Raw genomic sequence first — 19,247 nt, 5'->3', positions numbered from 1 at the left:
GGGATTTGCACTGTTATAAGATATGAAAAATAAACATTTAATTGTGGCCACAATCATCTTATCGGTGATTTCTCTATTTATAGGAGCAAAAACCTTATCAATTCAGGATTTATTCAATGGTGGCGAAACTGAGGTTCTGGTATTTATGTTAAGCAGAATACCAAGACTGATCAGTATTCTCATAACAGGCATGGCACTTAGTATATCGGGGCTCATTATGCAGCAGATCACGAGGAACAAGTTTGTCTCTCCCAGTACTGCCGCTACAATGGATTCAGCAAAATTTGGGATTCTGGTATCTATGATTTTCCTGCCTGGCTTACCTGTGATCGGTAAAATGGGAATCGCGTTTATCTTTGCTTTGGGTGGAACTTTTCTTTTTATGTTCATACTCAGAAAAGTTAAAGTGAAAAACGTCATTGTCATTCCCTTGGTAGGAATAATGCTGGGAAACCTGATAGATTCTATTACTACCTTTGTGTCTTATCGTTTTGATCTCATCCAGAACATCAATGCATGGCTTCAGGGGAGTTTCTCTATGGTGACAAAAGGACGTTATGAAATCATCTTTCTGGCCATTCCTCTAGGAATTATAGCCTATCTTTTCGCCAATAAGTTCACCATTGCTGGAATGGGAGAAGATTTTGCTAAAAATCTTGGACTTAATTACCAGCTTATTGTAAACATAGGACTGGCGATTGTAGCGCTCATATCAAGTGCTGTTCTGGTGACCATTGGAAGTATTCCTTTCGTGGGTCTTATTGTACCGAATATTGTTTCCATGATTCGCGGGGACAATTTAAAAAACAGTCTAAGCACTACGGCGCTTCTTGGTGCAGTTTTTCTTCTGTTTTGCGACATATTGGGCAGAATCCTCATTTATCCCTATGAAATATCCATATCCTTAACGGTAGGAGTACTAGGAAGTATTGTCTTTCTATACCTGATTTTCAAGGGGGTGAAGAAGTAAGATGAAGAAAAAAATAGCTGTACTAAGTATACTGCTTCTTCTGGGAATTGGACTGTTTCTCTTTCTTGGGTTAAATCCGAACAGTTACGAGTATGCATTATCCAGAAGAATACCTAAGATCCTTGCCATTACTCTAACTGGAGGAGCCATTGCTTATGCATCACTGATCTTCCAGACTGTAACGGAAAATCGCATCCTTACACCCAGTGTCCTAGGGCTCGACTCAGTATTTGTGTTTATACAAACAATTGCAATATTCTTCATTGGATCAGAAGCTATAGCGAAAGTAGATGTAAGAATTTCTTTTCTCTTTTCAGTAGGGATTATGGTTCTCTTCAGTGTGGGGATTCTTGGTGGAATTCTTCGAAAAGTTGGGGGTAATATTTATCTTCTGCTGCTCGTGGGAATCATCACTGGAACACTCTTTAGAAGCGCTTCCTCCTTCCTGCAGGTGATTATTGATCCCAATGAGTTTCTCACACTACAGGGAAGACTGTTTGCAAGTTTCAATAATATCAATACAGATGTTCTTTTGATCTCTGCGGTGCTTCTTATAGGAGCTATGGTAATGGGCATAATGAAAGCGAAAGAACTGGATGTTCTATCCCTAGGAAAGGATCATGCGGTAAATCTCGGTATAAACCATAAAAAACTTGTCAACTCCATGCTTGTTCTTGTTGCTGTGCTGATTTCAGTATCTACAGCTCTGGTGGGTCCCATTACTTTTCTTGGGATTCTTGTGACGAATCTTTCAAGAGAACTTCTGAAGACCTTTAAGCATACCTATCTGTTAATCGGAGCGATGCTCATCAGTTCCACTGCGTTAGTGTATGGTCAGCTTCTGGTAGAAAGAATTTTTGTGTTCAGCACACCAATCAGTGTAATCATTAATTTTATCGGTGGACTCTATTTCATTTATCTGCTGTTAAGGGAGAATCAATTATGATCAGTGTAAGAAATCTAACAAAGAGATATGAAAGCAAAGAAGTGGTGAAAAGTGTTACTCTAAATATCGAAAAAGGTTATATCACATCATTCATTGGACCTAATGGAGCTGGTAAGAGTACTCTTCTCTCTATGATTTCACGGCTTATGGATGTCAGTGAAGGAGAGGTGACCATTGATGGGATCGCCCTGAAGAACTGGAAATCCAGAGAACTGGCAAAGAAGATATCGATATTAAGACAAAGCAATAATCTCAATGTGAAGCTCACGGTGAGAGAGCTGGTGTCTTTTGGCAGATTTCCATATTCAAAGGGCAATCTTACAGAGAGTGATGAACGATTTGTGGATCAGGCCATCGAATATCTGAAGCTGAAGGACATAGAGAACAGTTATATCAACGAACTTTCAGGAGGACAAAAACAAAGGGCTTATATCGCCATGGTACTTGCTCAAGACACAGAGTATATTCTGCTTGATGAGCCGTTGAATAATCTGGATATGAAACATGCAGTGGAAATCATGAAGATTCTGAGAAAGATTGTGGATGAGTTAGGCAAGACGGTTGTTCTTGTGATTCATGATATCAACTTTGCTTCGTGCTATTCAGATAAGATTGTGGCGCTTCAGGATGGACATATAAAATACTATGATGATACGGATCGTATCATCGATGCTCAGGTGCTGAACGAAGTATTTGATATGGAGTTTGATGTGCATCATCTGGGTGGAAAGAAAATCTGTACTTATTATCAGGAGGGGCTGTGCGACTGTGAAGTTCCTGGTGCTCCATTAACTCTGTTATCAAAAAAAGTCATGTAATGATCTGAATCAATAAGACAATAAAATAAGAGGTGCAAAAAATGAAAAACAAGAAAAATATGATCGTTTCTGCTCTACTGCTCAGTGCTGCCATGGTGCTTTCTGCCTGCGGAAGCAGTGCAAAGGCAGATGAACCTGGGGATACTCCTGAAACACCTGTGGGGAGTGTCAGCGGTCCTGATGAGGTCCTTGAAATGACCATTACTCATGAGCTTGGAGAAGTAACATTATCTAAGAATCCGGAAAAAGTTATCGTTTTTGACTACGGTCTTCTGGATATCATGGATAACCTTGGTGTTGAGGTAATGGGACTGCCCATGGGAAATATTCCTTCCTTCCTTGAGAAGTATAGTGATGAGAGTAAATACACGAATGTGGGTACATTGAAAGAACCTGATTTTGAAAAGATCTTTGAGCTTTCACCAGATGTGATATTTATTTCTGGAAGAACAGCCGAGGCATATGATGAGCTATCTAAGATTGCACCTACGGTTTACTTAACTGTAAACAGTTCGGACTATATCGGATCAGTGGAAGAAAATGCGAAACTGATTGGTGAGCTCTTTAGTAAAGAAGCTGAGGTAAAAATCAGTATGACCTCCTTAAAGGAAAAAATAGACGAGATTTCTGGAAAAGTTGAAGAAAAAAATGAGAATGCTTTAGTGGTTCTGGCAAACGATGGATCACTCAGTGCTTATGGAAAAGTATCCAGATTCGGGATTATCCACAATACACTCGGCTTCAAAGAAGCAGATGAAAAGATTGAAGAAGCTACCCATGGCATGAGTATAACCTATGAGTATATCCTGGAAAAAAATCCGGAGAATCTGTTTGTGATTGACAGAGCTGCAGTAGTTGGTGGAGAAACGGATGCTTCTACCGTCATGGACAATGATATTGTGAAAGAAACGGAAGCTTACAAAAATGGCAAGATTCATTATCTGAATCCTGAGGTGTGGTACATTACATCTGGTGGATTCACTGGAACTGGTGTCATGCTTGATGAAATTGCAGCAGCACTTGAAAAATAATCAGTGAAGGCCTATTGTTCACTGAAAAAGTCTCAGAATATATAACAAATACAACCTATACTTTATACACTCCTTAAACACAAAGAAGACCAGGATCCCCTTCCTGGTCTTCTTTGTGTTTATAAATGCTGAACTAATATTCAGCGCAGTGGTCAGTACAAAAAAAGAAGCATAGTGTGTGTATTGAACACGAAGTATTGACTTCAGATCTTTCATGATAAAAGGGATTGAGGCATACTAGTAAAACTAGCGTTGCCACAATCCCTTTTGAACTACATAAATTCGTTCAGGAATGTCTGAATGGTCTCATGTTCAATGGGCAGATCCACCAGTGGTTTATCTTGAAGGAATGGTACCTTGTCCACATAGCTGGGGCCATCGTTTATATACAGTATGCCAGTGGGGATCTTATCTCCCCATTCCAGCGCTTTTTCAAAGGCTTTAACCTTGTCAGTGGGGTTATAAGATGCATCCTGGTCCAGATTATAGACTCGCTTTTTGTACCACGCAAAGGTGTTTACTTTATTAAAGCTCACACAGGGCTGCAGGATGTCTACCAGTGCATAGCCATTATAATTGATGGCAGCTTTCATGATGGTTTTCAAATGCTCTTTGTCACCACTGAATGCTCTAGCGACAAAACCGCATCCGAGGCCAATGGCTGCAACCATAGGATTGATTGGGTTTGTATTCACACCATTTGGTGTGAAATCAGTCACATGCCCCAAATCTGATGTGGGAGAACTCTGACCTTTTGTGAGTCCATAAATCTGATTGTCATGAACGAAATGAGTCATATCCACATTTCGCTTAATGTTATGGATAAAGTGGTTTCCACCTTCACCATAAGAATCCCCATCACCAGTATCTATGATGACGGTCAGTTTATGATTTGCGATTTTTGCAGCAGCAGCAGGAGGAAGCGCTCTTCCGTGAAGACCTTCAAAGCCATTGGCATTGATGTATTGAGGGGTCTTGGCTGCTTGTCCGATACCACCTACAACAAGAACTTCGTGAGGGCTTTTATTCATTTCCTCCAGAGTTTCCTTCAATGCTTCCAATATGGCGAAATCTCCACAGCCAGGGCACCAGGCAGTTTCAAATGTGACAAATTCTTTCTTCTTGATCATTTCAGTCCCTCCAGTACTTTGTCTCTAATTTCAGTCGCCGAAAGTGGTCTTCCATCATACTTCAGAACAGACTGATGCACTCTGATACCGGTGACCTGACTGATCAGTGCGGCTAGTTGTCCTGTGCTGTTCTGCTCCACGTTGATGAGAAGTTTTACTTTGGAAGAAAGTTCTTCTAATTTCTTTGTAGGCAATGGCCATATGTCACCAAAAACAAGAGCCGAGAACTTGCTTCCACTTTCAGCATTTAAAAGCTCCACTGCTTCTGAAAGAGGGCTATGAAGACTTCCGAATCCAAGTAAGAGAATATCTGGATCCTCTGATCCTAAGAGTTCAGGTTCCAATAGGTCCTCTTTCAACAGTTCCAGCTTCTTGGCGCGTTTGTCTACCATACGTACGCGAACCTCTGCAGATTCTGTGATATTACCGAATTCATCATGTTCATCACTGTCCACATTGACCATGGTGCCTTCAACCTTTCCGGGAATAAGTCGTGGAGAGACTCCAGTTTCGGTGAGTTCATAACGTCTGTACTCTTTACCATTCTGGTACACGGACTCATCCGCAAGGTTCCTATCAATCTTCACTTTGCTGAGATCAAAAGGTTTAACAGTTCGAATGGCATCCGCCATATACTGATCACCAAGAATGATGACTGGAATCTGATATTTGTCCGCAAGATTAAAGGCTCTTGCTGTCTGATAGAAGGCATCTTCTGGATTTCTCAGAGCAATGACCATCTTGGGAAACTCTCCGTGGGAGGAGTGAATGACGAAATTCAAGTCACTCTGTTCTGTTCTTGTTGGTAGTCCTGTAGCGGGACCCGGTCTTTGGATTTCTGCAATGACTAATGGCGTTTCCATGATCCCAGCCATACCTACGGCTTCAACCATTAAAGAATATCCACCACCAGATGTTCCAGTCATAGACCGGACACCCGCATAGGAAGCACCAATGGCCATATTGATGGCTGCAATCTCATCCTCCGCCTGTTCCACGACCACTTTAGCATCAAAAGATTTCTTTACAAGATAGCTCATGATTGAAGTCGCTGGAGTCATGGGGTAAGCGCTGTAGAATTTCAGACCCGCAGCAAGGGCTCCTAAGGCAATGCTTTCATTGGCTTGAAGCATCATGGTCTTCTCTGTACTTCTTTCAGGCTCAACAAAACGGGATTCGGTCAGTTCATATCCTTTCTTAAAGGCTTCCATGTTTTGCTGAACTACTTTGTCATCAAATTTGTAGGAGAAGATCTCTTCTACGAAAGAAAGATCCATTCCATAAATTTTTAGAAGAGCCCCAAGAATTGCGCTGGACTGGACTTTGGGATTTCCAACTTCCTTTGCAAGTCTCTTGGCTGGAATTGTAATAAGTCTTGGATCATGATGAGGAACGTCCTCATCTGCAATGATGAATCCATTTTCATGAAGGCGATTCAGATGGAGATCAATGGTTTCACTGTTGAGAGCAATGATCCCATCCAGATCGTCTCTATGTGTTTTCACAAGATTCTCTGAAAATCGGATTTGGAAGAAGTTATGCCCACCACGAACTCTGGACATATAATCTTGCAGGGTAAAGAGATGATATCCTCTTTTCTGCAGAATTTTTGATAAAGTGGCGCTGAATGTTTCCATACCTTGACCTGCAGCACCACCAATGAGTAGGTTAAAATCCATAGTATTCACCTCGTATAAGTTTTGATGCCTCAATTATAACAAAGGAATGTCGACATTCCTGAAGTACACAGAAGTTTCAACAAACATACATACATAGGTTACATGATTCATGATATGTTAAAAGAAAACCTTTAGATGTTCATAGAAAAGAGATAAAAAGTGCTGTGTTTTATTTAAATACTATCAAATAATAGAATCTTTGATGAAATTATCAGTTTTTGAGGATACTATGTGAAAGAGTTCATAGGATAGCTGTTTTTTCTTATTCTGAAGATGTTTCGAAATTATACTGTACTAAAAAATGATATAAGAGAAGGGACGCTGCTACTCCTGTAAATCAAGACAATAACGATGATAAATAAAGTGTTTTAAAAAGTTTTAAAACAGAATCTGTTTTAAAGTAGCTATTAACGGAGTAGTACAGTAAAAGAAAAATTGAATATCTGTTTTAAATATCTTCATTTTTGTGAAAAAGTCATCAAAAAACCCTTGTAAACTATTACACAAGCCTTATTGAATAAGTTTCTAAAAATGCGTATGATAGTAGTGTACACTATAATGTAGTTAGGAGGTTTACCGTTGGACAATTTAAAAAGAACAGCTTTAGCTGAGGAGTACCAGAAGTATGGTGGTAAAACTGTGGATTTTGCCGGTTGGTTCATGCCGGTGGAGTTCGAAGGCATCATCAAGGAACATGAGTCTGTTAGAAATAATGTTGGACTCTTTGATGTATCCCATATGGGAGAAATCACTGTGAAGGGCCCAGATGCGCTGTCATTTGTTAATAGGCTTATCACCAATGATCTGGAGAAGATTGAGGATTCTCAGGTTCTTTATACATTCATGTGCAGAGAAGATGGTGGAGTTGTAGATGATATCCTGGTATACAGATTCAGCAAAGAAGACATCCTTCTTGTGGTGAATGCGTCTAATACAGACAAAGACTACCAGTGGGTGCTCGAGAATCACAGTGATGAGCATGTGGAAATTGAGAATATTTCCAATGAAACAGCCCAGCTGGCGATTCAAGGACCGAAGGCGGAATCTCTGCTCCAGGCTCATACCGATGAAGATTTGTCAGAGATCAAGTTTTTCTTCGCAAAAAGAAATGTCGAAATTGATGGGATTGACTGTATGGTTTCCAGAACAGGGTATACTGGAGAAGACGGATTCGAAATCTATCTTTCCAATGATAAGGTTGTGGAGCTCTATACAAACCTCATTGAAGACGGGGCATCACCCATAGGTCTTGGGGCAAGAGACACTTTAAGATTTGAAGCGAATCTGCCGCTTTATGGAAATGAGCTCAGTGATGACTGGACGCCCATCGAAGCTGGATTTGGTTTTTTTGTGAAAACCGATAAAGCGGATTTCATTGGAAAAGAAGTGCTCAAAAAACAGAAAGAAGATGGCGTATCCAGAAAAATTGTTGGATTTACAATGTCGGACAAAAAAATTCCAAGACACGGCTATCGTGTTCTTAAGGATGGTGAAGAGATCGGGTTTGTCACCACCGGTTATAAATCGCCAACACTAGGTGAAATCATCGGTCTAGCCATGGTGAAGACAGAGTTCAGCAAAATAGGCACTGAAATCGATGTGGAAATCAGAAACAAAACCTCTCAGGCTACGGTGAGAAGCCGCAAGTTTCTTCAAAGATAACAAATAGCAAATAAAAAATAACAAATAATAGTAAAAGTAAAAGGAGATAGTATTATGTCATTAGTAATGGAAGGTTTATTTTACACAAAGGATCATGAGTGGGTAAGAGTAGAAGGAGAGAAGGCTTATATCGGTATTACAGATTATGCGCAGCATTCTCTTGGATCCATCGTATATGTTGAACTGCCAGAAGTAGGAGATGAAATCAGCAAAGATGACAATCTGGGTGTTGTGGAGTCTGTGAAGGCCGCTTCAGATATCATCATGCCTGTATCAGGTGAGGTTCTTGAAATCAATGAGGATCTTGAAGATAACCCTGAACTCGTCAATGAGGCTCCATACGACAATCATCTGGTCATTGTAAAACTCACAGACGTCGATGAGATTGAGGAGCTGTTAAGCAAAGAGGATTACGAAGCGTTTATTTCTGAGGAGGAATAGTCTATGCATCCATATCTGCCTAATACACCAGAAGATGTTCAGGAAATGCTTGGCGTCATCGGTGTGGAGTCTACGGAAGCTCTGTTCAAGAGTATCCCGGACAATGTCCGACTGCAAAAAGATCTGAACCTTCCCAAGTCCAAGTCTGAGATAGAAGTGAGAAGAATTGTCAGTGCCCTTGCATCGAAAAATGAGAGTGTAGATGAACTGACCTGTTTCTTGGGAGCCGGATCCTATGACCACTATATTCCATCCATTATCAGAACACTTGTCACACGTTCTGAGTTTTACACAGCCTATACCCCATATCAGCCTGAAATCAGTCAGGGAACACTTCAGAGTGTATTTGAATATCAGTCTATGATGTGTGCGCTTACAGGCATGGAAGTCTCGAATGTGTCTATGTATGATGCGCCTACTGCGGCTGCTGAGGGCGCAATCCTGGCGTCTGTTCAAACGAAGAGAAAGCAGATTCTGGTTTCTAAAACGGTGCATCCTGAAACAAGAGCGGTTCTGGAGACATATCTCAAGTTTAGAAATGTTGACATTCTTTTCGTAGATGAAAAAGATGGGGTCACAGATGTTTCAGATCTTCAGCAAAAGCTTACAGCTGATGTTGCTGGTGTGGTGCTCCAATACCCGAATTTTTATGGTGTTGTGGAAAATGTGAAAGAGATAGAGGAAGCTGTTCATAATAATAAGTCACTTCTTCTCATGAGCGTAGACCCTATTGCCTTAAGTATTCTAAAGAGTCCTGGGGAACTGAAAGCGGATATCGTGGTGGGAGAGGGACAGGCCCTTGGTCAGAACCTCAATTATGGCGGTCCTGTTTTAGGTTTTATGGCTACCACCACAAAGCTCATGCGAAAGATGCCTGGCCGTATTGTAGGCCAGACATTGGACAGAGATGGAAAACGTGCTTTTGTTCTGACGCTTCAGGCAAGAGAACAGCATATCAGACGATTTAAAGCAACATCCAACATCTGTTCGGACCAGACACTGAATTCTATTACCGCGGCAATCTACATGGCCACACTTGGCAAGCATGGGATGAAGGAAGTAGCTTCCCAGTCCTTCAAGAAAGCGCATTATACATTCCAAGAGTTGACGAAGAGTGGAAAGTACAAACCGCTGTTCAACAAACCGTTCTTTAAAGAGTTTGCTGTTCTTTGTCCTCAGTCTGTAGATGAAATCAATGAAAAACTACGGGCGCATGGAATCTTAGGCGGCTTCAATCTGAAAAAGGCGAATGAAGAACTAGGGGATGCTATGCTTATTGCTGTCACTGAAAATAGAAGTCTTGAAGAAATCGATAGATTTGTAAAAATTATGGAGGAGATCTAATGGCTTACGAAAAGTTGATTTTTGAATTATCCAAACCTGGAAGAAAGTCGTATGCTCTTCCTGAAGATTCTCTGAAAGAGATGAATCTTAGTGACTATATCGATTCCAGTTTTCTGAGAGAAGAGGAGCTGGATTTCCCTGAGGTAAGTGAACTTGATGTGGTTCGCCACTATACACTGCTTTCAAAAAAGAACTATTCGATTGATTCGGGATTCTATCCGTTAGGATCCTGCACCATGAAATATAATCCGAAGATCAATGAGGAGGTTGCAGCGAATCCTAAATTTGCCAGACTTCATCCGCTTCAGCCTGCGGAGACGGTACAGGGTGCGCTGGAAGTAATGTATACCGTTCAGGAAAATATCAAAGAAATTTCTGGTATGGATGCAGTTACACTCCAACCTGCAGCAGGAGCCCATGGGGAGCTTGTGGGTCTTATGCTGATCAAAAAATACCATGAAATGAGAAATGATAAAAAGCGTAATAAAATCATCGTACCGGATTCTGCACATGGAACAAATCCTGCTTCAGTAGCGGTAGCTGGGTTTGATGTAGTTGAAGTGGCTTCCCATAAGGATGGATCGGTGGATATTGACTCTCTGAAATCTGTTTTGAGTGATGAGATTGCCGGACTTATGCTGACCAACCCTTCTACACTAGGATTGTTTGAAAAACATATCAAGGAAATTGCGGATCTTGTCCATGAAGCAGGAGGCCTTCTCTATTATGATGGGGCCAACATGAATGCGATCATGGGGATTGTAAGACCCGGGGATATGGGCTTTGACGTTCTGCATTATAACCTGCATAAAACATTCTCTACTCCACACGGTGGAGGAGGTCCTGGATCAGGTCCTGTGGCTTGTAAGAACATTTTGAAAGAATACTTGCCAGTTCCAGTGGTAGCGAAGAGTGGGGATGCTTATTATCTCGATTATGACTATAAGGATTCCATCGGCAAAGTGAAAAACTTCTATGGAAACTTTGGTGTGGTATTGAGAGCTTACATCTACATGCTGTCCATGGGACACGATGGATTGAAAGCTGCTTCAACAAATGCGGTGCTTAATGCCAATTACATGAAGGAAAGCCTTAGAGAGCACTATAAAGTAGCTGTGGATGAAACCTGTATGCATGAAGTTGTGTTTGCGGGTCTAAAGGAAAAGACAGATGCGGTTTCTACCCTTGATGTGGCAAAGAGAATCATTGACTATGGATATCATCCACCAACTATGTATTTCCCACTGATTGTGGAAGGAGCGCTGATGGTGGAGCCAACGGAGACGGAGAGCAAGGAAACCTTAGATGCGTATATAGAGGTCATGAAGCAGATTGCGACAGAAGCAAAGGAAAACCCTGAACTATTGAAGAATGCGCCTCATGATACTCCTGTCCGAAGACTGGATGAAGCTCTTGCAGCAAGGCAGCTGATTCTTCACTGGACAAAGGAGTAGTTTATGTCAAATAAAGTAGTGATACTTGGCGGGGGACCTGGCGGCTATGTGGCCGCCATCCGTTTGCGCCAACTTGGATTTGAAACAACATTAATTGAAAAAAACAGAGTAGGTGGAGTATGTCTGAATGTAGGATGTATTCCAACAAAAGCACTATACAAAAGTGCGGAAATTCTAAATCATGCTTCCCACCTGGAAAGTTATGGCTTGGATTTTGACGGTATTGTAAAACCTAATGCACATAAGATTCGGGAACGGAAAAATCAGGTGGTGGACACTCTGGTTTCTGGAGTGGAGAAGCTTTTATCATCAGCAGGGGTAGAGGTTCTCTATGGAGAAGGAAAACTTCTGTCAAGCAACAGTGTTTCTGTCAATGGAGATGTGATTGAGTTTGATAAACTGATCATTGCCACGGGTTCGTCCTCCTTTATACCACCGATTGCTGGGGTTCATCACGAAGGTGTGGTGACAAGCACAGAACTTCTTGATTTTGAGTCCATTCCGGATGAACTTGTTATTGTAGGTGGCGGTGTGATAGGGATGGAGTTTGCGGGAATCTTTGCAAGTTTTGGATCAAAGGTGACCGTGCTGGAAGCCATGCCAAACATTTTACCTGGGATAGATGGTGAAATTGTAAAAAGGCTAAAACCGATTCTGAAGAAGAAAGGGATTGAAATTATCACTTCTGCGATGGTTCAGGAAATCAGCAGAGACGGGCAGAAACTTCATGTGACAATGGAGGGGAAAAAGGGTCCAGTGATCATTTCGGGAGATCAGGTGCTGATTGCCACAGGCCGAAGGCCAAATACACAGGATCTTGGACTGGAAGAGATTGGTGTGGAAATGAACCGGAAGGGAATTGTGGTGGATGATCATTTTAGAACCAGTCAGGAGAATATATTTGCCATTGGAGATGTGAATGGGAAATGGCTTCTAGCTCATGCTGCTTCTGCTCAGGGGGAGTATGTGTCGGAATATCTTGCTGGAAAGAATCCGAAGATGGGAAGATTTATCCCTGGGTGCGTTTTCTTATTCCCGGAAGTTGCTTCTGTGGGATATACAGAAGAGCAGCTTAAAGAACAAGGTATAGAATATCATGTCAGCAAGTTTATGCTTGGAGCGAATGGGAAAGCTCTGACCATGGGGGAAGGTGAAGGGCTTGTGAAAGTGATCTCCGATCAGAACTTTAAAATCATTGGTGTTCATATCATGGGGGCTCATGCGTCGGACTTGATCCATGAGGGGCTTCTAGCCTGTGAAATGGGGCTGAGTGTGGACGATCTGAAACACGTCATCCATGCACATCCTACCCTTGCAGAAGCATTTTACGAAAGTGTGATGGGACTAAAAGGGGAAGCTGTACATATGGTTCAGTCAAGGAGATAAGATGAGATATATAATCAGTGAAAATACAGATGCTTATTTTAATCTAGCTTCAGAAGAGTATCTGCTAAAACATACAGATGAGGATGTTTTTTATCTATGGAGAAATGACAATGCTATTATTGTCGGCACAAATCAGAATACCCTGTCTGAGATTAATGTTGAGTATGTTAAGGAAAAAGAGATAAAGGTTGTCCGTCGCCTCACTGGTGGCGGGGCGGTTTATCACGACTTGGGAAACATCAATTACACTTTTATAGAAAACAGCAAGAAGAGTTTCAATGACTTCAGGGGATTTTGTGAACCTATTACGAAAGCTCTTAATGAGTTGGGTGTGCAAGCAGAGTTTTCTGGTAGAAATGATATGACTATTGATGGGAAGAAGTTCTCTGGAACAGCACAGTGCAAGCACAAGAATCGTGTCATGCACCATGGAACGCTGTTGTTTTCCTCAAAAAAAGCAGATATTTCAGGAGCGCTTAAACCTCGTGATATCAAGTTTACTGGAAAGAGTGTAAAATCAGTAGCTTCTAGAATTACGAATATCAGTGAACATCTGGAGACTCCAATGGATGTATTGGAATTTAGGGATCGCGTTATGAGCTCTGTAGCTGGAGGGCTCGATAACATTACAATTTTTGATACTGCAGAGGAAGAAGAAATCCTGAAACTGAAAGAAGAAAAGTATTCTACCTGGGAATGGAACTATGGACAAAGTCCAAAGTTTTCCATGACGAAAGAAGGCCGATTTGCTGGCGGCACAGTTGAAGTCACATTGGATGTTCAAAAAGGGTCTATTGAAACGATACGGATTTATGGTGATTTTTTCGGTACAAGGAACATTAGTGAACTTGAAGAAAAGCTCGTAGGTGTAAAACATCAGGAGCAAAATGTACTGGATGCCCTTAAAGAAATTACCTTATCGGACTACATGGTGAATATTCAGGATGAAGAACTGATGAGGCTGCTTTTCTAGTAGAATAATATGGAACTTCACGCTATTGGATAGGGGAAGTGTGTTGGAACTTAGTGTGTTAGATGGGAAGAGTAAAAAAAGAACCACCGGGATTCGAGGCCGCTGAAAAAGTCTAATAAACTAGATCTGAGAAATTATCTCAGGTCTTTTTTATTGTAATGGCATAATTAAATATATTTACTGCATATAATTTTAATATATAATACAATAAGTATATGAAAAAGTCTATTTTGTGAGGTGCCTTATGATCAAAAAACAGCTGGAAATCTTAACAAGTCAATACACTGCGCTCTATGACTTAATCATCCCTAAAGACCATATGTTGAGAAGGATCAACGAGGAAATCGATTTTTCGATGATCGAAGACGAGCTTATTAATAAGTACTGTTTGGATAATGGAAGAAATGCAATTCCTCCAATGCGTTTGATCAGGTATCTGATTCTGAAGGAAACCTATATCTTATCCGATGTCGATGTCGTAGAACGTTCCATGTATGATATGTCGTTCAAGTTCTTCCTGGGGCTAGCCCCAGAGGATCCAGTTATCAATCCGAGTACGTTAACGAAATTTCGAAAGCTGAGACTAAAAGATACGGATATCCTTACAAAGCTTGTAAATCTCAGTGTAGGATATGCCATAAAAAGAAATGTGATCAAGACAGGCACAATCATTGTAGACTCCACACATAGCAAAAGCAGATATAATCTCAAGTCACAAAGAGAAATTCTTGTAGATAGTTCTAAGAACTTGCGAAAGGCAATCTATCGGATTGATGAAGGACATAAAGAGAAGATGCCAGAAAAAACCACATCCGGGATGTATGAGGACCAGATCGGGTATGCTTCGAAACTTGTGGAATTCGTGAAGAATGAAGAAAACCTGCTGTTAAGCCCTGCGGTAAAGGAAGCACTGAACTATCTAGAGGAAGTAATCATAGACAATAAAGAACATCTGCAGTATTCTGCTGACGCAGATGCTCGGATTGGACATAAGACAGCAGATACTGCATTCTTCGGATACAAGACACATCTGGCCCTTACACCGGAACGCATTATCACGGCGTATGCCGTAACTTCCGGAGAGAAGCATGATGGCAAAGAGCTTCCAGGACTTATTCAGCTGACCGAAGAAAACGGGATTAAAGTGGATGCTGTAGTTGGTGATGCTGCTTATTCTGAAAGTGGAAATATCCTTATGGCTAAAGAAAGAAACATCAAGTTGGTTGCAAAACTGAGCGAGACTATCACTCACAGTCCAAATAAAAACTCCACAAGATTCCTGTTCAACAAAGATGCTGGGATGTATGTCTGTCAGGCTGGGCACATGAGTATACGGAAAACCAGTTCAGGTAAGAAGAAACGAGAAAAGACAGGCACTGCAGCGGTCATCTCCTACTTTTTTGATGTGGAGAAATGTAAAGTCTGTCCTCATAAAGAGGGTTGTTACAAAGAAGGCGCAGTGACTAAGAGCTTTTCGGTGACATTGACATCCAGATTGCATACAGCGCAAAAAGAGTTTCAAGAAACCGAAGAATTCAAGCTCTACTCAAAGCAACGTTACAAAATTGAAGCAAAGAACAGTGAACTAAAACATCGGCATGGCTATGGTGTTGCCTCCAGTCGAGGTCTGTTTGGCATGACCTTGCAAGGCGCATTTACTATTTTGCAGTGAATATGAAAAGAATATTGGCTCTAACAGATAAATGGCAGAAGGTTAATACAGCTAATACCCTCAAATAGACAGCAAAAGAGAGAGAAGTTTAGCATAACTTGCATTCTTCTCTCTCTTTTGTTCGAGTCTGACTTATTTTAAGCCACTTTTTCAGTGGCCTCCTGGAATTGGTGGTTCTTTTTATGGTGTGCAATATTATTTAAAATGCTGTGTTGCGTAGATGGTTGGCAGATTACGGTTATATTTTGCGAAATACTGCTGGCCGAACACTACACCTGCACCCATTCTAGATGCTTTAGGGTTCAGGATATTTGCTCTATGTCCTTCTGAATTCATCCATTTTGCAACTATAAACTCAGCAGAGTATTTGCTGTTATCACCTGAGGCTAACATGTAGATATTCTCTCCAACATTATACTTTGTTGTATGTTTGAATGTGTTGGTAGTAAACATTAGAGCACTGTGGGATCTTGCTGAATTGTACAGTGAGGAATCCCAAGTTAATGGGGCAAGACCGTTTTCACTCCTATATCTGTTTGTTACTGTTAAGATTTCTTTTTCAACACTGCTTAAGTAATCGTAGCTTGAAGTGTTTGTGTTGACTGGTTCTGGAGCCGGAGCCGGAGCTGGAGCTGGAGCTGGAGCTGGAGCCGGAGCTGGAGCCGGAGCTGGAGCTGGAGCTGGAGCTGGAGCTGGAGCTGGTTTTGGTGAAACTTTTTCTGGTGTGCCTGAAGCAGGTTTAGTATTCGTACTGTTGCTTACAGTTGATGCAGCTGGTTTACTCTTCTGTGTAACGGCCGCTTCGGCTTTCTTCTCTTCTTCAGCTATTTTGGCTTGCTGTTCAGCTATTTTTTGGGCTTCTTTTGCAGCCAGTTCTGTCTTGAAGTTTTGAAAGAAGAGATCTGATTTTATTTCAATCATCTTCTTATGTAAATCAAAACTGAAGCCATCTGTGAACTTTTCGGATTCTAATCCGGCAGGTTTGAATACGTGGATACTTTCTGTGGTGCTTTCTTCAGACAACACAATCTGCTTGTCGTCTTCTGCAGGTACGTTTTCTTTGTTCTGAAAGTTAACAGCCCAGAAAGATGATATCAAAGTAGAAGTTGCTATTAGTAATGAAATGATTTTCCTCATAATTACACCTCGTTATTTTTTGTCAAATGGTTTTATTATCATTAAAATATTAATCGACTTTTATGAGTGAATCGTAACATAATAAAAAAAAACCTTCAATTTATCTAAAAATTCGAAGGTTTAGTCAAAATTAATAATAATATTCTCGAGAATCAATATGGCTACCATACAAGTCGAAAAAATTGTAGTAATGATAAGTATTTGTCGAAAATAGAAAGTTGAAATTATATAGTTTAAATTAAAAAAACCAAAAAACAATATTCGTCAATATCAGAATATTTAGCCTGTCGTAAAATAAAAACTGGAAATTATTGATTTTTATTATGATAAATAGTATTATAATAAGTTATGTTTCAAGCATTAATGAAAGGTATGCTTTTATAAACAGAACATGAAAAAGTATATTTTAATGAAATGCAATAAATACTATTTTCCTTGAGGATCAAAGGAAAACAAAATATAAAACCGCTGGAGACACCCAGCGGTTTTATATTCAAGGATTTTATTCCTGCGATCCCAACCAAGAATGACAGAGGCGGGACTTTATATAATATTAGAATTAAACGAATCTTTTTGGTACATCCACTTCTCTTTGTACAAGCCATGGATTAAAGTCGGGAGCGATAACGTCTTTTGTAATGAAACGGATAACTACTTTCAACATGTTCTTCATATCAATTACCTCCATGATTTTTAGTACTCGAGTGATTGTTTCTCTCATGTACATTATTGCAAATTTGTACATGCAAGTCAACGGTGAATTGATAAAGTTTTATGCAGGAAAACTTGCAAATAATAAGTATTTCATTACATTTACAACTTTGATATCCAAATTTATGTTTTTAACTTAGTTATTGCTGATTTTTTAGTTTATAATCATAAAGATTATAATAATAGCAAATCCTCTGGGATGATTAACGTTTGCAAATACAAGTTGCGTAAATCTAAGCATCTCTCAGTGTGATAATATATCAATAAATTCCGGTTTTCTGTTACAATAGTGATAATAAGTAGATAAGGAGGAGTGAATTGAAATGAGAGAGATTGCACTTGCTGGAGGATGTTTTTGGGGGGTTGATGAGTTTTTTTCTAGAAAGGAAGGGATTCTGACCACGAAGTCTGGATATTCTAACGGTCATAAGATGAGTCCAACTTACGAAGAAGTTTGTACTGGGACAACGGGACACGCTGAGACAGTTTATATTACATATGATGAGAATATTACAGATTTGGAGACAATACTAACAAAGTTTTTCAAGGTCATTGACCCGACATCTTTAAATAGACAAGGGAATGATGTAGGAACCCAGTATAGAACGGGAATCTATTTTATTCATCCTGAAGATGAGCTGAAAGCTGCAGAATTTATTGCTAAAATGCAACCGAAGTATGCTAATCCTATTGTAGTTGAGGTTGAAGCTTTGAGTAATTTCTTCGACGCAGAAGAATATCATCAGGATTATTTGAAGAAAAATCCTAGAGGATACTGTCATATTGATCTTTCAATAGAATAAGACTGAAGTTGAAAAACCCTCATGATCCGTGTCATGAGGGCTTTTCCGACGTTGTTCTATAAAATTACAGTCGGATATAAATCAATAAAGAGGTTAGAATGGAGGATGCTAAGATATTCACCATGATATTGACTTTCTTTGTTGCTAGGATGAAAGAGAAAAATCCTGCTATTATTCCAGTTTCTACAGTACCTCCAACATCTAATATACCTGGGAATATGAGCGCTCCAAGCGCAGCCAGAGGTACGCTTTGCAAGAGTTTGTTAATTCTTTTGCTCTTGATTGCAGACATTCTGCTGAGCCCTGGAAGCAGCCTTGGGATTTGTGTAGCTGCGGACATTAAAATGATTGATAACAAGTATTTATTCATCTTCTTCATCTCCTTGTATCAACATTCCGACAGAGCTTCCTAAGATGATTGAGAGTATTATAGATAAGCCTGCTGGAAAGAAGCTAGATGCAATATAATTGGTGATCATACTAATGATCGGTATGACCATCAAACGGCTGTTTCCGTTGAGTGAGTTCACCAATAGAGTAATAAAAAGGGTAAATATTGCAATTTCCATCCCTTCTGCAAGTATAGGTGGAAGAATAGAACCAAACAGAATTCCAATGACCGTTCCAAAAATCCATGACAAATAGGAACCGAGCATCACACCTTTAATATATGCAGCATTGAGATTTTCTTTCAGAGACAAAACCGCAAAGGTCTCATCCGTCAAGCCTAAACTGATAATGATACGGCTTTTCAGACTTAGATTTATTTTATTAAAAAAGGATAACCCCATAACTAGATGTCTTAAGTTGATCACGCCAATGGCGATCATCATCTGAATTGGGGCAGTATTCAATACAAACAGGTTGATGGCCATGAACTGGCTGGCACCAGCATAAATAAAAATACTCATTGACAGTACGACCCAAGATGGAATATTTGCTTGAGTACCTATGACCCCATAAGCAATAGCGATGGGGATGTATCCTGTCATAATAGGAAAGCTATCGATGAAGCCAGATGATAGAGTTGTTTTGTCATTCAAAATATCACTTCCTAAATTTACATAATATTCATATTCTAGCATAGAAC

The 19,247-nt window shown here is 40.2% G+C and carries 17 protein-coding genes and 1 pseudogene; 12 read left to right on the top strand and 6 right to left on the bottom strand.

From position 1 onward, the window contains the following. Positions 1–22: 22 nt before the first annotated feature. Genes T487_RS0101315 through T487_RS0101300 form a run of 4 tightly spaced genes read left to right on the top strand, consistent with a single transcriptional unit; the run spans position 23 to position 3,765 of the window. On the top strand, positions 23–970 hold the full coding sequence (locus T487_RS0101315) for an ABC transporter permease (protein WP_031573075.1): 948 nt from the start codon (positions 23–25) through the stop codon (positions 968–970). Between the two features lies 1 nt (position 971). Further along, positions 972–1,916 (top strand): iron chelate uptake ABC transporter family permease subunit, encoded by a 945-nt coding sequence (locus tag T487_RS0101310; RefSeq protein WP_031573072.1) that lies wholly within the window; start codon positions 972–974, stop codon positions 1,914–1,916. Beyond that, a complete protein-coding gene (locus tag T487_RS0101305) occupies positions 1,913–2,734 on the top strand; it encodes an iron ABC transporter ATP-binding protein (protein ID WP_074542572.1) in 822 nt (273 codons plus the stop codon). Before T487_RS0101310 ends, T487_RS0101305 begins: the two co-directional genes overlap by 4 nt. 41 nt (positions 2,735–2,775) lie before the next feature. Then, complete coding sequence (locus T487_RS0101300) at positions 2,776–3,765, top strand: siderophore ABC transporter substrate-binding protein (protein WP_031573067.1); 990 nt, start codon at positions 2,776–2,778, stop codon at positions 3,763–3,765. A 272-nt stretch (positions 3,766–4,037) separates the two neighbouring features. Here the strand turns inward: T487_RS0101300 and T487_RS0101295 are convergent, their stop codons facing one another. Beyond that, complete coding sequence (locus T487_RS0101295; RefSeq protein ID WP_031573064.1) at positions 4,038–4,895, bottom strand: 2-oxoacid:ferredoxin oxidoreductase subunit beta; 858 nt, start codon at positions 4,893–4,895, stop codon at positions 4,038–4,040. After that, entirely contained in the window at positions 4,892–6,574 is a 1,683-nt protein-coding gene (locus T487_RS0101290; RefSeq protein WP_031573061.1) for a 2-oxoacid:acceptor oxidoreductase subunit alpha, read from the bottom strand. The genes T487_RS0101295 and T487_RS0101290 overlap by 4 nt, the downstream gene beginning before the upstream one ends. 579 nt (positions 6,575–7,153) lie before the next feature. Here T487_RS0101290 and gcvT point away from each other — a divergent pair. From gcvT to T487_RS15260, 7 genes and pseudogenes are all read left to right on the top strand, one after another. Beyond that, positions 7,154–8,236, top strand: a complete 1,083-nt coding sequence (gene gcvT / locus T487_RS0101285; RefSeq protein ID WP_031573059.1) for a glycine cleavage system aminomethyltransferase GcvT — start codon at positions 7,154–7,156, stop codon at positions 8,234–8,236. Between the two features lie 54 nt (positions 8,237–8,290). Then, positions 8,291–8,677 (top strand): glycine cleavage system protein GcvH, encoded by a 387-nt coding sequence (gene gcvH, locus T487_RS0101280; protein WP_031573057.1) that lies wholly within the window; start codon positions 8,291–8,293, stop codon positions 8,675–8,677. A 3-nt stretch (positions 8,678–8,680) separates the two neighbouring features. Further along, entirely contained in the window at positions 8,681–10,021 is a 1,341-nt protein-coding gene (gcvPA, locus tag T487_RS0101275; RefSeq protein WP_031573055.1) for an aminomethyl-transferring glycine dehydrogenase subunit GcvPA, read from the top strand. Then, a complete protein-coding gene (gcvPB, locus tag T487_RS0101270; protein WP_031573053.1) occupies positions 10,021–11,475 on the top strand; it encodes an aminomethyl-transferring glycine dehydrogenase subunit GcvPB in 1,455 nt (484 codons plus the stop codon). The genes gcvPA and gcvPB overlap by 1 nt, the downstream gene beginning before the upstream one ends. Positions 11,476–11,478: 3 nt before the next feature. Next, the gene (gene lpdA, locus T487_RS0101265; RefSeq protein WP_031573051.1) at positions 11,479–12,861 is read left to right on the top strand and encodes a dihydrolipoyl dehydrogenase; all 1,383 of its coding nucleotides are present in this window, start codon (positions 11,479–11,481) and stop codon (positions 12,859–12,861) included. A gap of 1 nt (position 12,862) precedes the next feature. Further along, complete coding sequence (gene lplA / locus T487_RS0101260) at positions 12,863–13,834, top strand: lipoate--protein ligase (RefSeq protein WP_031573049.1); 972 nt, start codon at positions 12,863–12,865, stop codon at positions 13,832–13,834. A 244-nt stretch (positions 13,835–14,078) separates the two neighbouring features. Beyond that, positions 14,079–15,574: pseudogene (locus tag T487_RS15260) on the top strand (IS1182 family transposase). A 127-nt stretch (positions 15,575–15,701) separates the two neighbouring features. Here the strand turns inward: T487_RS15260 and T487_RS0101250 are convergent. Together T487_RS0101250 and T487_RS16730 are read right to left on the bottom strand one after the other, a co-directional pair. Next, positions 15,702–16,643: a CAP domain-containing protein gene (locus T487_RS0101250; protein ID WP_031573047.1), complete on the bottom strand. Its 942-nt coding sequence runs from the start codon at positions 16,641–16,643 to the stop codon at positions 15,702–15,704. Positions 16,644–17,202: 559 nt separating this feature from the next. Continuing rightward, the gene (locus T487_RS16730) at positions 17,203–17,331 is read right to left on the bottom strand and encodes a hypothetical protein (RefSeq protein WP_278245016.1); all 129 of its coding nucleotides are present in this window, start codon (positions 17,329–17,331) and stop codon (positions 17,203–17,205) included. A 346-nt stretch (positions 17,332–17,677) separates the two neighbouring features. On the opposite strand from T487_RS16730, the gene msrA reads away from it, so the two are divergent. Next, complete coding sequence (gene msrA / locus T487_RS0101240) at positions 17,678–18,157, top strand: peptide-methionine (S)-S-oxide reductase MsrA (RefSeq protein WP_031573045.1); 480 nt, start codon at positions 17,678–17,680, stop codon at positions 18,155–18,157. Between the two features lie 64 nt (positions 18,158–18,221). Here the strand turns inward: msrA and T487_RS0101235 are convergent, their stop codons facing one another. Then, positions 18,222–18,527 (bottom strand): AzlD domain-containing protein, encoded by a 306-nt coding sequence (locus tag T487_RS0101235; RefSeq protein ID WP_051651420.1) that lies wholly within the window; start codon positions 18,525–18,527, stop codon positions 18,222–18,224. Beyond that, a complete protein-coding gene (locus T487_RS0101230) occupies positions 18,520–19,200 on the bottom strand; it encodes an AzlC family ABC transporter permease (RefSeq protein ID WP_051651419.1) in 681 nt (226 codons plus the stop codon). The genes T487_RS0101235 and T487_RS0101230 overlap by 8 nt, the downstream gene beginning before the upstream one ends. Between the last annotated feature and the right edge of the window lie 47 nt (positions 19,201–19,247).

This window comes from Proteiniclasticum ruminis DSM 24773 (genome assembly GCF_000701905.1).
Classification (GTDB): Bacteria; Bacillota; Clostridia; order Clostridiales; family Clostridiaceae; genus Proteiniclasticum; species Proteiniclasticum ruminis.
This window is presented reverse-complemented; position numbering and strand designations above follow the sequence as displayed.

Excerpts from the sequence above, each read along its gene's own strand:
- T487_RS0101315 (WP_031573075.1), top strand. The coding sequence starts at position 23 with ATGAAAAATAAACATTTAATTGTGGCCACAATCATCTTATCGGTGATT.
- T487_RS0101310 (WP_031573072.1), top strand. The coding sequence starts at position 972 with ATGAAGAAAAAAATAGCTGTACTAAGTATACTGCTTCTTCTGGGAATT.
- T487_RS0101305 (WP_074542572.1), top strand. The coding sequence starts at position 1,913 with ATGATCAGTGTAAGAAATCTAACAAAGAGATATGAAAGCAAAGAAGTG.
- T487_RS0101300 (WP_031573067.1), top strand. The coding sequence starts at position 2,776 with ATGAAAAACAAGAAAAATATGATCGTTTCTGCTCTACTGCTCAGTGCT.
- T487_RS0101295 (WP_031573064.1), bottom strand. The coding sequence starts at position 4,895 with ATGATCAAGAAGAAAGAATTTGTCACATTTGAAACTGCCTGGTGCCCT.
- T487_RS0101290 (WP_031573061.1), bottom strand. The coding sequence starts at position 6,574 with ATGGATTTTAACCTACTCATTGGTGGTGCTGCAGGTCAAGGTATGGAA.
- gcvH (WP_031573057.1), top strand. The coding sequence starts at position 8,291 with ATGTCATTAGTAATGGAAGGTTTATTTTACACAAAGGATCATGAGTGG.
- gcvPA (WP_031573055.1), top strand. The coding sequence starts at position 8,681 with ATGCATCCATATCTGCCTAATACACCAGAAGATGTTCAGGAAATGCTT.
- gcvPB (WP_031573053.1), top strand. The coding sequence starts at position 10,021 with ATGGCTTACGAAAAGTTGATTTTTGAATTATCCAAACCTGGAAGAAAG.
- lpdA (WP_031573051.1), top strand. The coding sequence starts at position 11,479 with ATGTCAAATAAAGTAGTGATACTTGGCGGGGGACCTGGCGGCTATGTG.
- lplA (WP_031573049.1), top strand. The coding sequence starts at position 12,863 with ATGAGATATATAATCAGTGAAAATACAGATGCTTATTTTAATCTAGCT.
- T487_RS0101250 (WP_031573047.1), bottom strand. The coding sequence starts at position 16,643 with ATGAGGAAAATCATTTCATTACTAATAGCAACTTCTACTTTGATATCA.
- T487_RS16730 (WP_278245016.1), bottom strand. The coding sequence starts at position 17,331 with ATGGAGGTAATTGATATGAAGAACATGTTGAAAGTAGTTATCCGTTTC.
- msrA (WP_031573045.1), top strand. The coding sequence starts at position 17,678 with ATGAGAGAGATTGCACTTGCTGGAGGATGTTTTTGGGGGGTTGATGAG.
- T487_RS0101235 (WP_051651420.1), bottom strand. The coding sequence starts at position 18,527 with ATGAATAAATACTTGTTATCAATCATTTTAATGTCCGCAGCTACACAA.